This is a genomic window from Microbacterium sp. B19 (assembly GCF_000333395.1).
Lineage (GTDB): Bacteria > Actinomycetota > Actinomycetes > Actinomycetales > Microbacteriaceae > Microbacterium.
This window is the reverse complement of the sequence record NZ_BADA01000520.1, coordinates 1-12145: the sequence shown is the minus strand read 5'-3', so window position 1 is coordinate 12145 and position 12145 is coordinate 1. Positions and strand designations below refer to the sequence as shown.

The window sequence follows — 12145 nt, the reverse complement described above, 5'->3', positions numbered from 1 at the left end:
CCTCGGTCACGAAGGGGATGCTGACGGCCTCCGCCTGCCCCTCTTTCGCCAACGCGGCGGTCAATTCGACGAGCGACGTCGCGACGTCGTCGTGGTGATCACGTTTCTCCGGCATACGTCACGCATCTCATGCCTCCAGCGTCGTCCGTCCGACGGAACTGGAGGGGGCGGCTTGCGCCGACCCGACCGGTGGGATACGCGCGTATCAGTCGCGCCGCTGCGCGGACCGGAACATGCTGGCATCCAGCTCGAACCACACGGCGCGCACGGTTTCGAACTCGGCGAACCGTTCGGGCGCCGGTTCGTCGAGACTCAGGCGATAGCCCCGCGGCAGGTCATCCACATGCTGTCCGTCGCGCGGGCCGCCGACGAGCACGTAGATCACGGCGACGCGGGGGATCCGGCGTCGACGGCCACGCCGTCGACCGCGTCGCTCATCCGGTGGAGGAAGTTCACGACGACGTCGGATTCTTCCGGCGACATGTCGATCACGGCGGCCAGCATGCGGTCGTGCATGTTGCCGAGGGTCTGGCGGACCTCCGCGTGGGCGCGGTCGGTGGCCTGGACGAAGATGCTGCGGCGGTCGTCGGGGTTCGCCACGCGCGTGATGTGACCCGAGCGCTCTAGCCGATCGAGGATGGCGGTCGTGGACGCCGTCGAGAGCCCCAGATAGCGCGTGAGCTCACCCGGGCGCACCTGCCGGTTCGGCTCGCGCAGAAGGTAACGCAGGACGAGAAGCTCGTTCTCCCCCATCGACATCGACTCGCGCGTGCGACGACGCATGGCGAGCTCTGCCGCCCGATACACGCGAAGCGCCTCGAGGACCGCCTTGCTGCGAACGCGCCGATCGGCCGGCTCTTCGCCGTACCAGTAGGTGTTCGCCTCGCGAGATTCGCCGGGAGCGAGGCTCGGCGACACCGCACGCATGTCTGTCATGGTGGTGGCCCCTTGCTCTCGATCCCCCGATCATACAACGAAACAAATAGTTCGACAAACTAGTTACTAAGCGAGTATGTTCTTCATGCAGCTAAAGCAACGAAGGGAGTTTCTCGTGGGTCACCTCTACTACGGCACCACGCCGGAACCTGTCCGCATCCCGGACCGCCTCCTCGCGCACATCAAGGTGGTCGTCGCGACCAAACTCCGTCGCGGCGAGAGTTTCACGATCAGCTGGACGCACGTCGACGGCACCCCCGGTCGCTCCACCCTGTGGCTGCAGCCCGCGATCCCCCTCCGCTTCGTCTTCGAGAGCGCGGAGCCGGAGCAGCTCCACTCCCCGACGCTGAAGGACATGGCCGACATGGCCAACTCCTCCGCGGGCCTCATCGTGGCGCTCGACGTCGAGATCCCCTCCGAGACCGCGACCCAGCCCGCGCGCACCTCCGCGCCGGCGTCCCGCCGCACGACTCTCCGATCGGCGGCGTGACATGTCCCTCTCGACGGCAGCCTCCCTCGTTCCGCTCGCGGCGCCTCGCGTCCTGTGGGCCAAGGTCGACTCCGGATTCTGGGTCGCGCATCGCGGCGGCGAGTACTACGGCTGCGTCGACAGCGTGACCGGCGGGTTCGTCGCGCGAGACGCGCACGGCGTGCCGATCGGCCGTTACGACACTCTCGAGAAGGCCAAGGGCTCGCTCCGCTCGACCGCGGATCCGGCCGATGCTGAACGGCGTCGCCGGACCGAACGAGCGACGGTCGTCCTCGCGACCGCGGCCGGGAGTGCCGCGCTCGCGTTCGCCCTGACCGCCGGCGCACTCGCGCCGTACTTGTGAGCGCCGCACCGGTCGTCGACCTCCGCGACGAGGCGGACGACATCGAGGATGCCGCCCGCGCGGAGTTCGCGGAACGGTACGGCGTCGCCCCGATCTGACCGCACCACCCCCTGGACAGCGCTCGGACGCTGTGGAACCGTCGCCCGGGTCGCCGTCTTCGGCGCTCGATGAAGGGATTCCCATGACCGACCACACCGCATCCGACCGTCCCGACGACGGCGCGGCTCCCGACCCCGACTCGAACGGCGCGGGGTCGGAGTCGCCCGACGAGGGCGCAGCCGCGCAGCAGGACGCCGACGAATCCGCCGACACCGACGCGTCGCCCGGTGGCGAGATCGGCTGACCCGCCGCCCGCTCGGCCGTGTGCGTGCGCGCAACACGGCCGGGCGCGGATCAGACCGGCGCGAGCTGGTCCGGGCGCGGGCTGAGATCCGGACGCAGGCGCGTGCCGAACTCGTGCCGCAGAGCGCTCAGCGCGGCCTGCCATCCCGCGAGGCCGTGCACACCCGGACCGGGGCTCGTCGACGCCGAGCACAGGTAAATCCCGGGCAGCGGCGTCCGCCACGGGTCGGGGCTGTAGACCGGACGACCGACGAGCTGCAGGAGAGACGGCGCTCCGGCGGAGATGTCGCCCCCGGGGAAGTTCGTGTTCCACGTCGCGATGTCCGTCGCCGTCCGTGACGACGTGGCGAGGATCGTGTCCCGGAATCCCGGGGCGAACCGTTCGATCTGCGCGATCACGGCCTCTTCCCGGTCCACGGTGCTCCCGGCAGGAACGTGTGTGTAGGCCCACAGCACATGGCGCCCCTCGGGCGCGCGCGTGGCGTCGAAGAGCGACGGCTGCGAGACGAGCACGTACGGAGCGTCCGGGAGCTCGCCCCGCACGACCGCGTTCTCGGCGGCGGCGATCTCGGCGCGGCTCCCGCCGACATGCACCGTGCCCGACCGCGCGACGTCCGGATCGGCCCACGGCACCGGCGCGGACAGCGCGAAGTCGATCTTCGCCACCCCACCGCCGTAGCGGAAGCGTTCCATCGCGCGGCGGTAGGCCCACGGCATCCGGTCTCCCACCAGTCCGACGAGCGTACGGGGAGTGACGTCGAGGAGGATGGCGCGCGCCGGGGGAAGCTGACGGAGGTCCACGACGTCGACGCCGGTGTGGACGACTCCCCCGTGCGCGCGGAAGTCGGCGATCAGGGCGTCGGCGATCGACTGGCTTCCGCCGACGGGGATCGGCCAGCCGCGCGCGTGGGCGTAGGTCGCGAGCACGAGACCCGCTCCTCCGGCGGCGAGACCGGGCTGCGCGAGGATCGAATGCGCCGAGATCCCCGTGATCATCGACGGCGCAGTGTCTTCACGGAACCGCGCGTTCCACCACGGGCCGCCCTGTTCGAGGGACCGGATGCCGAAGAAGAACGCCGCGAGCGGGTCGCCGGGGATGCGGAGCAGGGCGTTGCCGGTGAAGTCCGCGACTCCGCGCACGTGGGAGACCAGCGGCTTCACGAGGCGCGCGTAGGCTGTCCCGTCGCGTCCGATGGCCTCCGCCGCGCGCTCGAGGTCGCGGTATCCGAGCCCGGCGCGCCCCCCGTCGAGAGGGTGGGCGAACGAGACCTCCGGGACGACGAACGGCACGCGACGGTCGAGCCCGAACTCGCGGAAGAACCAGGACTCGAGCGCCAGGGGGTGCACGGCCGAACCCAGATCGTGACGAAACCCCGGAAGCGTGAGCTCCCCGGTCGCGGCGGCGCCGCCGAGCGAGGTCTGCCGCTCGTACAGCGCGACGGAGAGCCCGGCGCGGGCGAGGGTGACCGCCGCCGCGAGGCCGTTGGGCCCGGAGCCGACGATGATCGCATCGTACCGTTCGCTCATCGCTGGATCGGCTCCTTCTCCGCGGTCGAGGCCTGTCCGATCGCCGCCGCGCCGCCCGTCGTCCCGGGCGCCCCGCCCTCGGCGAGGTACGCGAGCCGGTGCAGCGTCTCGGCGTTGCGCCACCGCGTGATCGCGTCGAAGACGACGTCGGGGAGGAGCTTGGTCGGGCCGGTCACGGGTTCCTCCTGGAGACGGACGACGCATCCGTCGCCCCGGCGCTTGACGTCGATCGCCACGCGCGCGATGCCGATCGGACCGCCGTGCGGTTCGAGAACGGCCCGGCGGGGCGGATCCCACACCCGCATGACCGTCGTGTCGTTGACGAGCGCGGGCCACGAGCCGAAGGAGTGGTGCAGCTCCGCGCCCTCACTCGGCCACTCCTCCGACACGTCCCGCATGCGCGACGCTCCGACCACCCACAGCGGGTAGAGCCAGCCGTTCGCGAGCACGTCGAAGACCGCCTCGGGCGAGCAGTGGAGCAGGCGGACGTTGCGCGCCATCGGGAACACCTCCGGGTCGCCGGACGGGGAGGTACGGCGGGGGGCCCGGACTCCCGACCGGATGCCGTCCACGTTACGGGCGCGGGCACCGCCCGGTCACGGTGGTTGCGCGGGATCACACGGACCGTTAGGTGCTCACGCGGCCGCGGGGAGCACGACCCATGCCCGCGTGCCGCCCGCGGGCGACTCGTCCAGTCCGATGTGACCGCCGTGGGCCTGCGCGATGCGCCGGCAGGTGGCCAGCCCGATGCCGATGCCCTGTACCTCGGCGTCGTGTCCGCGCTGCATCGGCTCGAACATCCGGTCACGCAGCGCCGGATCCACCGCGTCGCCGTTGTCGTCGACGAGGAGGCGCCACCCGTCGGGCATCTCCTGGACGGTCACGAAGACCCGCGGCGTGCGGCCGGCCGCCACCGTGAACTTCACGGCGTTCGCGATGAGGTTCTGCAGCAGCACGCGCAGCAGGGTGTCGTCCGCGCGGACGAACGTCGAGGCATCCACGACCACTTCCGCACCGGCGCCCACCACCGCGCCGTCGAGATCCTCGAGCACCTCGTCGACGATCTCGCCGACGTCGACCCGGGTGAAGCGTGGGCGGGCGCCACCCACGCGGGCGAAGTCGAGAAGGTCGGTGACCATGGACGTCATGCGCGCGGCCGCGGACTCGGCGCGGGCGAGGGAGCGCGCGGCCCGCGGGGCGTCGACCATCTCGGGGCTGTCGGCGGCGAGCTCGAGGAACCCCGAGAGGGCCGTCAGGGGGTTGCGGAGGTCATGACTCACCTGCGCGGCGAACTGCTCGAGCTGCGAGTTGGACTCCGCGAGATCGCGCGTCAACCGGCGCAGCTCGAGCACGTCGATCACCTGGTGCGCGAGGAGATCGAGCGCCCGGGCGCTGGCATCCGAGAGCTGTCCGACCTCGTCGTCGAAGACGCACAGCGTGCCGATCGCGACGCCCGACGGCGTGATGAGCGGGCTGGAGGCGTAGAACCGGACCGACGCGATGACACCCGTCACGAACGCGTTGTCACGGAAGCGCGGGTCCTCGCGCGCGTCGGGGACGACCACGCGCCGGGGGTCGACGAGGACCGCGGCGCACATCGAGTCCTCGATGGAGCAGGATGCCGCCTGCACGCCGACGGCTGCGACCTGATGCTGCGCGCGGTCGTCGATGATGTTGATGACCGCGGTGGAGACGCCGCACACGGTCGCCGCGAGCTCCACGAGGCCCTGCAGATCGGGTTCGGGGAGCGCCCCGACGATGCGGTACTGGTCGATGGCTTCGCGGCGCGTCACCTCGTGAGCTGTGGACACGGCACTCCCTCGCGATTGTCCCCGCGACGAGCCTAACGGCACGGCTACACCCTCCGGCCGTCGATCGGTAGGCCCTCGCGGAGCGCCCGCCGGCCGCGAACGCTGGACGCATGACTCTCCCCACCCCCGAACCCCTCGACCCGCCCACCGCTCCCGACGCCCCCGTCACCCCGGACGAGCCGTCGCCCGGCATCCCCGCCGAACCGCTGGCTCCGACTCCCGACGAGCCGACGGTCCCCCTCCCGCCCGAGCCGTCGCCCGACCCGTCCGGTGCCGACGGGGCCGACGGCCCGACCGGGACCGCGGAACCCGAGGCGGACAACGCCGCCGAACAGGACATGGTGGATGCCATCGACCCGGGCGGGCGTCCGGACTGAGGCGCGGGAACACGAAAGGGCGAGCGCCTCAGCGCCCGCCCTTTCGTGATGTCCGCGCGATCAGGGGTTGCCGCGCGTCCAGAGCAGGAGGATCGCCACGGCCTGGAGGACGAGGCATCCCACCAGGATCGCCGTCCGTCGCCGCGGCGTGGACGACCAGCGGTCGTCGGCGAGGATCGGGGCCATCGGCATGAGCAGACGGAACGTGCTCTGCTGCGGCAGGAACACGGCGAAGATGTACACGCCGTAGCTGAAGACGTACGAGACCACGATCAGCCCCAGGCGGCGAACCGGACGCGACCACATCAGCGCGACGAAGGCGACGAGGAGGGCGATCACCAGGATGATGCCCACGGCACCGAGGTGCGTGCCCGCCTGACGGAACCACGGCGTGAACGGGACGAACCCGTCGTTGCCGACGTAATCGAGCCACCAGCCCAGCTCGGTGCGGATGTAGGCGTTCTTCGTGCCCGTGACTTCCTGCGCGATGTGGCTCCACGACAGACCCGCGACCGCGATCGTCAGCCCCGCGGCCATGAGGGACGCCCACTCGCGCACGGGGAACGGGTCGACACGGCGGCGGAAGAACCGCACGAGGAACAGGATGCCGAGCGCGAGCCCGAGCGCGAGGACGCCGGGGCGCGTGTACGCGGCGATCAGTCCGAGCGGCAAGATCCACAGGTACTTGCGCTTGATCGCGAGGAGCATGCCGCTGAAGACCAGCAGCATGAACAGACCCTCGCTGTAGCCCAGGACGAACAAGAACGACATCGGGGCGAAGGAGAAGAAGACCACCGACCACCACGCGGCGCGCGGCTTGGTCACGGTGCGCAGCAGGACGAACAGCACCCACGTCGCGCCGAGGCTCGCCGCGAGGCTGATGAGCACCGCGACCGGCTGCCAGCCGAGACCCGTCGCCCCGGAGAGCACGCGCACGAGGTACGGGAAGACCGGCAGGAACGCCCAGTTGTTCGGGAGGATGTCGCCCGAGACGTTCATCGGCAGCGACATGGGGTAGCCCTGCGCCGCGATCTGGCCGTAGCGATCGGCGTCCCACCCGGTGAGGTAGTCGAAGAACGTGCCGAGGCGCTCACCGTCGGGACCGAAGCCCCAGCGCGCGGCCTTGGCGATCGAGTAGAAGCCCCAGAGGAGACCGAAGTTCACCGTGCGGGCGATGGCCCACAGCAGCAGCACGCGCGTGAAGGAACCGCGCTCGATCGGCTGCACGCCCTGCGGCGCGCGCAGCACGTCTTCGCCGTACTGCCGCAGCGCGCGCGCGAAGCGCGAGTCGAGGAGACGCCGCCCGCGATCGCGCAGGGGCGCGAGGCGATCGTCGGTGGGGGCCGGTCGGACCGTGGGGACCAGCTCGCTCGGCGGTGCGCTCACTCGGAACCTTTCACACAGGGAGGAAGAAGTGGGCTGCTGACGACGGTGTCCGGCCCGGACAAGTGCATTGGCCCAAATCGTACCGGATGCCGTCAACCCGTCTTCCCGGTTGACATTCAGGAAATGGCCTGGTCAGTGGGCCCGCGCGGTGTCGTGTCGGGGCCTCAGAGGAGGAACGGCGAGGGCGAGCCGGGATTGTGCGCGTGCACCAGGACGCCGAAGACGACGGCGTCGAACAGCAGGTGCACGGTCACGATGTAGCCGAGCGAACGGGTGCGCAGGAAGAGGAAACCCTGGACCATGGCGAACGGGATCGTCAGCACCGGACCCCACGCCTGGTAGCCCAGCTCCCACAGGAACGACACGAAAACGACCGCCTGCAGCACGTTCGCGGTGAGGTCGGGCAGGTGACGGCGGAGCAGCACGAACACCGTGCAGACGAAGAACAGTTCATCCCAGATGCCGACCGCGCCCACGCCGACGAACAGGCGACCGATGAGCGACGCGGTGTCGACCACGGGCCAGTTCGTGTACACACCCGAAGTGATGAAGTAGAACGGCAGGATCAGCCAGCCGAGGACCAGCACCCCTCCGAGCCACGCCCACTGCCACCACGTCCAGCGCCCTCCACCGCGCCAGGGGAAGCCGATCGCGCGATCGCGGAACCCGAACCGCGAGATCACGTAGGGCAGCACGACCGCGCCGCCGAGGCCGAGGGTGAACCGCACGAACGCGGCGTCGTCGAGTTCGGCCTTCAACGGGATCAGGCTCACCACGAACTGCCCCAGCGCGACGAGGAAGACGTCGCGCGCGACGCTCGGCCGAGGCGTGGCATCCCGATCCGGCACGATCGGCGTCCCGGCGCGTCGGTCGACGAGCACCGCGGATGCCACGGCCACCGCCAGCACGATCCAGCCGAGCCACACGATCTGGGCGACGAAGAGCACGGGAGCGGCGAGACACACGAGCACCGCCGGCACGAGCGCGGGCGTCCACGGGCGGCGGACGCGCTCGGGCGGGACGGCGTGCGCGGTCACGGCGCGAGGCGCGTGTAGGTGAGGTCGCGGATGTCGCGGCCGACCCGGATCCCCTTGCGCTCGAACGCGGTGAGGACGCGGCCCTCGAAGCGGTCCGCCCACTCCCCCGCGAACGCGCGCTCGAAGTCGGGCGCGGCGTCGAGGACCGCGCGCATCTGGTCGGCGTAGTCCTGCCAGTCGGTGGCGAGCCGCAGCGTGCCGCCGGGCCGCAGCGCCTGCGCGGCGATACGCGCGAACTCGGGTGCGACCAGGCGACGCTTGGTGTGCTTCTTCTTGTGCCACGGATCGGGGAAGAAGACCCACAGTTCGTCGACGGATGCCGCCGGGAGCAGGTGCTCGAGCACCTCGGGGGCGTTGGCCTCGACGAGCCGCAGGTTGCGGGCCCCGGCGCGATCGGCATCGAGCATCGTGCGCGCGAGCCCGGCCGAGAACACCTCCACGGCGAGGAAGTCGGTGTCGGGACGCGACGACGCGGCCGCGACGATCTGGTGGCCCTGGCCCGAGCCGATCTCGACGATCAGAGGAGCCCGGCGTCCGTAGACCTCGACCGGGTCGACGGCCGAGCCGGGCCGGACACTCGTGGCTGCGGCATCCCGCTCCACCGGCAGGAGGTAGAACGGCGAGAGCTCGGCCCACGCGCGGTCCTGCGCCTCGGACATGCGGCCGCTGCGGCGCACGAACGATACCGGGCGGTCGCGGTACACGGGCGTCTCCATGGCGTCCAGGGTAGGCGAGGCCTCGTCGGGCCCGCCCGGCTCGTCGCGCGACTGCTCGCGGGGCTTCCGGCCGCTCACGGGACGGTCACGAAGTCGATGAGTTCCTCGACCCGGCCGAGCAGCGCCGGCTCGAGGTCGCGGAAGGTCGTCACGCGCGACAGGATGTGCTGCCAGGCCCGGGCGAGGTCGGCCTGCTCCTCGGCGGGCCAGCCGAGCGCGCGGCAGACCCCGGCCTTCCACTCGATCCCGCGCGGCACCTCGGGCCACGCGGCGATGCCGAGCGCCCGCGGCGTGACGCACTGCCACACGTCGACGAACGGGTGGCCGACGATGCGCACGTGGGCGCCGTGGCGGCCCCGCGCGATCTTCTCCGCGATGCGCGACTCCTTCGAGTTCGGCACGAGGTGGTCGACGAGCACGCCGTACCGGCGTTCGGCCGTCGGGGGCTCGGCATCCAGGGTCTGCTCGAGGAGGTCGACGCCCTCGAGGAACTCGACGACCACGCCCTCGGCGCGGAGGTCCGCGCCCCACACCTTCTCGACGAGCTCCGCGTCGTGCTTGCCCTCGACGAAGATGCGGCTCGCGCGTGCCGTGCTGGCGCGCTGGTCCGAGGCGGCGAACGACCCGGACGCCGTCCGGGTGCGTCCCTTCGGTGCCGCCGCGGGCGCGACGAGCACGACGGGCTCGCCGTCGACGAGGAACCCACCGCCCAGCGGGAAGAGCCGACGCTTGCCGAGGCGGTCCTCGAGCTCGACGTGCATGCCTTCGAGGCGGGTCACCGCTCCGCAGAATCCGTCGCCGGCGACCTCGACGACGAGATCGACGGATGCCGGGACCTCGACGGCCTTCTTTCGGCCGGCGTCGCGCCAGCCGCGCGCGAGCACGTCGGTGCCGTAGCGATCGTCCATGGGGGTACCTCCGAACGCCCGAGCCTATGCGCCGCGGGCGTGCGCTCAGGGCGGACGCGCCGAGCCTTCCCGGGTGTCCGAGGGGCTTTATAGAGTGGGGGCCTCAGCGCCGAAGGGGATGCATGCGAAAGCCGAAGGCGGCGTCGATCATGGCGGGTCTGGTGGTCGCGGCGGTGTCCGTCCTCGGTCTGGCCGCACCGGCATGGGCCGTGGCTCCTCCCCCGCTCGGATCCAGTTACGTCCTCGACCAGGCCGACGTGCTGACGAACGGGCAAGAGGCGGAGGTGCAGTCGCGGATGCTGCGCCTCTCGGAGCAGACCGGGCTCGACATGTGGGTCGTCTACGTCGACGACTTCACCGAGCCGACGGCCGCCGCGGACTGGGCGAATGAGACCGCCAACCGGAACAACCTCGGTCCCCATCAGTACCTGTTGGCGGTGTCCGTCGACGGCCGCGCGTACTACCTCTCGGGCAATGTCGAGAGCGGAGCCCTCACCGCCGAGCAGCTCACCGCCATCGAGCAGGAGCGCGTCCAACCGGCTCTCGCCGCCGGGGACTACGCCGGGGCGGCGGAGGCGGCGGCGGCGGGGATCACCGCGGCCGCCCAGGCAACGAAGCCGACGCCACCCACCCCGGCGGGCAGTGGACCCGATGTCGCTCTGATCGCCCTCGTGGTGTTCCTCGTGCTGGCGCTGGGCGGTGGGCTGCTGTGGCTCTTCCTCCGCCGTCGCCGGGCGACCGCGAAGGCGGCCCCCGCCGAGAGCACCGACGACCTCGCGCGCCGTGCCGGCTCCGCGCTCGTGGCGACGGACGACGCCCTCAAGACCAGTGAGCAAGAGCTCGGATTCGCGCGCGCCCAGTTCGGCGACGCGGCCGCCGCGCCGTACGCCGAGGCGCTCGCCCAGGCGAAGGCCGACCTCGACCGCGCCTTCACGATCCAGCAGCAGCTCGACGACGACGTCCCCGAGACCGAGGACCAACGGCGCGCCGGATACACCGAGATCCTCCGTCTGTGCGGCTCCGCGGACGAAGCCCTGGATGCCAAGGCCGCCGCGTTCGACGAGCTCCGCGCCCTGGAGGCCGACGCTCCGGCCGCGTTGGCCCGGGCGCGCGAGCGGCAGACCGTCGCGACGGCCGCCCTCGAGGGCGCCGCGAGCGCTCTGGCAGCCCTCCGCGAGAGGTACACCGACGACGCCCTGGGAACGATCGCCGACAACCCGAGCCAGGCACGGGCGCGCCTCGACGTGGCGACGCAGCAGTTCGCCGCGGCCGATCAGGCGATAGCCGCGGGATCCACAGGTGAGGCCGCGGTCGCCATCCGTGCGGGCGAGGCCGCGGTCGCGCAGGCGGAAGTACTCGAGAAGGCCATTCCGTCGCTCGCGACCGACCTCGCGGCCGCCGAACAGCGCGCGGCCGACCTGCTCGCCGAGATCGAGGGCGATCTCGCCGCCGCCGCTGCCCTGCCCGACCCCGACGGGCGCGTCGCGGGAGCGATCGCGGCGACGCGCGCGCAACGGGATGCCGGGCGCGCAGCGCTCACCCCGCCCCGGACGGCTCCGCTCCAGGCGCTCGCCGCGCTCGAGCAGGGCAACGCGGCGATCGACGCAGTGCTCGGTGCGGCGCGAGATGAGGCGGAGCGGCGTCAGCGCGCGGAGTCGCAGCTCGACGGCGTTCTCGTGCAGGCCCGGGCGCAGGTGTCCGCGACGGAGGACTTCATCTCGGCGCGGCGAGGTGCGGTCGGACCGACCGCGCGGACGCGGCTGGCCGAGGCCGGCGCCGCGCTCGTGCAGGCCGAGCAGCTGCGTGCGGCCGACCCCGCCGCCGCGCTGCAGTCGGCCCAGCGCGCCGCGACCCTGGCCGGGCAGGCCGCGTCGCTGGCGCAGAACGACGTCGGCGCGTTCGGCGGCGGCATTGGCGGAGGAGGCGGCGACATGATGGGCGCCATCCTCGGGGGCATCGCCGTCAACGCGCTCCTCGGCGGATCGCGATCGCGCGGCGGCTTCGGCGGCGGCGGGCTGGGTGGTCTGGGCGGAATGCTCGGCGGCGGTGGCTTCGGTGGCGGAGGCGGCGGATCGCGCGGACGCTCGGCGGTTTCTCGTCGGGCGGATCGCGATCGCGCGCGGGAGGGGGTCGCTTCTGAAGCTCCTCCCCCGACCTCCCCGGGTCGTCACAGAAAACTCGTAGAAACCGGCACCAGACTCGACAGGGTCGCCTCAGGAAGGATATCCCGCATGGCCAAGCAGTCCATCTTCGGTCGGATCTCGACCCTCGT

14 protein-coding genes are annotated in these 12145 nt (G+C 71.8%); 5 read left to right on the top strand and 9 right to left on the bottom strand.

What is annotated here, in order from left to right; all coding sequences use genetic code 11:
- Positions 1-205 precede the first annotated feature (205 nt).
- Together I5G_RS17885 and I5G_RS17880 are read right to left on the bottom strand one after the other, a co-directional pair.
- The gene (locus I5G_RS17885; RefSeq protein WP_022880287.1) at positions 206-385 is read right to left on the bottom strand and encodes a hypothetical protein; all 180 of its coding nucleotides are present in this window, start codon (positions 383-385) and stop codon (positions 206-208) included.
- Positions 382-936: a MarR family winged helix-turn-helix transcriptional regulator gene (locus I5G_RS17880; RefSeq protein ID WP_026096063.1), complete on the bottom strand. Its 555-nt coding sequence runs from the start codon at positions 934-936 to the stop codon at positions 382-384. Before I5G_RS17880 ends, I5G_RS17885 begins: the two co-directional genes overlap by 4 nt.
- 115 nt (positions 937-1051) lie before the next feature.
- On the opposite strand from I5G_RS17880, the gene I5G_RS17875 reads away from it, so the two are divergent.
- The 3 genes from I5G_RS17875 (at position 1052) to I5G_RS26040 (ending at position 2112) form a co-directional block, all read left to right on the top strand.
- Entirely contained in the window at positions 1052-1426 is a 375-nt protein-coding gene (locus tag I5G_RS17875; protein WP_022880285.1) for a hypothetical protein, read from the top strand.
- A gap of 1 nt (position 1427) precedes the next feature.
- Positions 1428-1769: a hypothetical protein gene (locus I5G_RS24175; RefSeq protein ID WP_022880284.1), complete on the top strand. Its 342-nt coding sequence runs from the start codon at positions 1428-1430 to the stop codon at positions 1767-1769.
- 181 nt (positions 1770-1950) lie between these two features.
- Positions 1951-2112, top strand: coding sequence for a hypothetical protein (locus I5G_RS26040; protein ID WP_022880282.1), 162 nt, complete (start codon positions 1951-1953; stop codon positions 2110-2112).
- A 50-nt stretch (positions 2113-2162) separates the two neighbouring features.
- Here the strand turns inward: I5G_RS26040 and I5G_RS17855 are convergent, their stop codons facing one another.
- The 3 genes from I5G_RS17855 to I5G_RS17845 form a co-directional block, all read right to left on the bottom strand.
- A complete protein-coding gene (locus tag I5G_RS17855) occupies positions 2163-3638 on the bottom strand; it encodes an NAD(P)/FAD-dependent oxidoreductase (protein ID WP_022880281.1) in 1476 nt (491 codons plus the stop codon).
- Positions 3635-4138, bottom strand: coding sequence for an SRPBCC family protein (locus I5G_RS17850; RefSeq protein WP_022880280.1), 504 nt, complete (start codon positions 4136-4138; stop codon positions 3635-3637). The genes I5G_RS17855 and I5G_RS17850 overlap by 4 nt, the downstream gene beginning before the upstream one ends.
- Before the next feature lie 135 nt (positions 4139-4273).
- Entirely contained in the window at positions 4274-5449 is a 1176-nt protein-coding gene (locus I5G_RS17845) for an ATP-binding protein (RefSeq protein ID WP_026096062.1), read from the bottom strand.
- A gap of 110 nt (positions 5450-5559) precedes the next feature.
- Between I5G_RS17845 and I5G_RS17840 the strand changes: the two genes are divergently transcribed.
- The gene (locus I5G_RS17840) at positions 5560-5826 is read left to right on the top strand and encodes a hypothetical protein (protein WP_022880278.1); all 267 of its coding nucleotides are present in this window, start codon (positions 5560-5562) and stop codon (positions 5824-5826) included.
- Positions 5827-5886: 60 nt separating this feature from the next.
- On the opposite strand, the gene I5G_RS17835 is transcribed toward I5G_RS17840, so the two are convergent.
- The 4 genes from I5G_RS17835 to I5G_RS17820 form a co-directional block, all read right to left on the bottom strand.
- Positions 5887-7212 carry a membrane protein gene (locus I5G_RS17835; RefSeq protein ID WP_022880277.1) on the bottom strand — a complete coding sequence of 442 codons (1326 nt, stop codon included), beginning with the start codon at positions 7210-7212 and terminating at the stop codon, positions 5887-5889.
- A gap of 164 nt (positions 7213-7376) precedes the next feature.
- On the bottom strand, positions 7377-8249 hold the full coding sequence (locus I5G_RS17830) for a CPBP family intramembrane glutamic endopeptidase (protein ID WP_022880276.1): 873 nt from the start codon (positions 8247-8249) through the stop codon (positions 7377-7379).
- Positions 8246-8965 (bottom strand): tRNA (guanosine(46)-N7)-methyltransferase TrmB, encoded by a 720-nt coding sequence (gene trmB, locus I5G_RS17825; RefSeq protein WP_036329207.1) that lies wholly within the window; start codon positions 8963-8965, stop codon positions 8246-8248. The genes I5G_RS17830 and trmB overlap by 4 nt, the downstream gene beginning before the upstream one ends.
- Positions 8966-9039: 74 nt before the next feature.
- Complete coding sequence (locus I5G_RS17820; protein ID WP_022880274.1) at positions 9040-9873, bottom strand: DUF3097 domain-containing protein; 834 nt, start codon at positions 9871-9873, stop codon at positions 9040-9042.
- Between the two features lie 122 nt (positions 9874-9995).
- Between I5G_RS17820 and I5G_RS26790 the strand changes: the two genes are divergently transcribed.
- Positions 9996-12145, top strand: a 2150-nt coding sequence (locus I5G_RS26790; protein ID WP_148286541.1) for a TPM domain-containing protein, incomplete at its 3' end; no start/stop codon positions are given.

Bases quoted from the DNA above. Each gene is read 5' to 3' on its own strand.
- I5G_RS26040 (WP_022880282.1), top strand. From the start codon at position 1,951: ATGACCGACCACACCGCATCCGACCGTCCCGACGACGGCGCGGCTCCC.
- I5G_RS17850 (WP_022880280.1), bottom strand. From the start codon at position 4,138: ATGGCGCGCAACGTCCGCCTGCTCCACTGCTCGCCCGAGGCGGTCTTC.
- I5G_RS17855 (WP_022880281.1), bottom strand. From the start codon at position 3,638: ATGAGCGAACGGTACGATGCGATCATCGTCGGCTCCGGGCCCAACGGC.
- I5G_RS17880 (WP_026096063.1), bottom strand. From the start codon at position 936: ATGACAGACATGCGTGCGGTGTCGCCGAGCCTCGCTCCCGGCGAATCT.
- trmB (WP_036329207.1), bottom strand. From the start codon at position 8,965: ATGGAGACGCCCGTGTACCGCGACCGCCCGGTATCGTTCGTGCGCCGC.
- I5G_RS24175 (WP_022880284.1), top strand. From the start codon at position 1,428: ATGTCCCTCTCGACGGCAGCCTCCCTCGTTCCGCTCGCGGCGCCTCGC.
- I5G_RS17840 (WP_022880278.1), top strand. From the start codon at position 5,560: ATGACTCTCCCCACCCCCGAACCCCTCGACCCGCCCACCGCTCCCGAC.
- I5G_RS17820 (WP_022880274.1), bottom strand. From the start codon at position 9,873: ATGGACGATCGCTACGGCACCGACGTGCTCGCGCGCGGCTGGCGCGAC.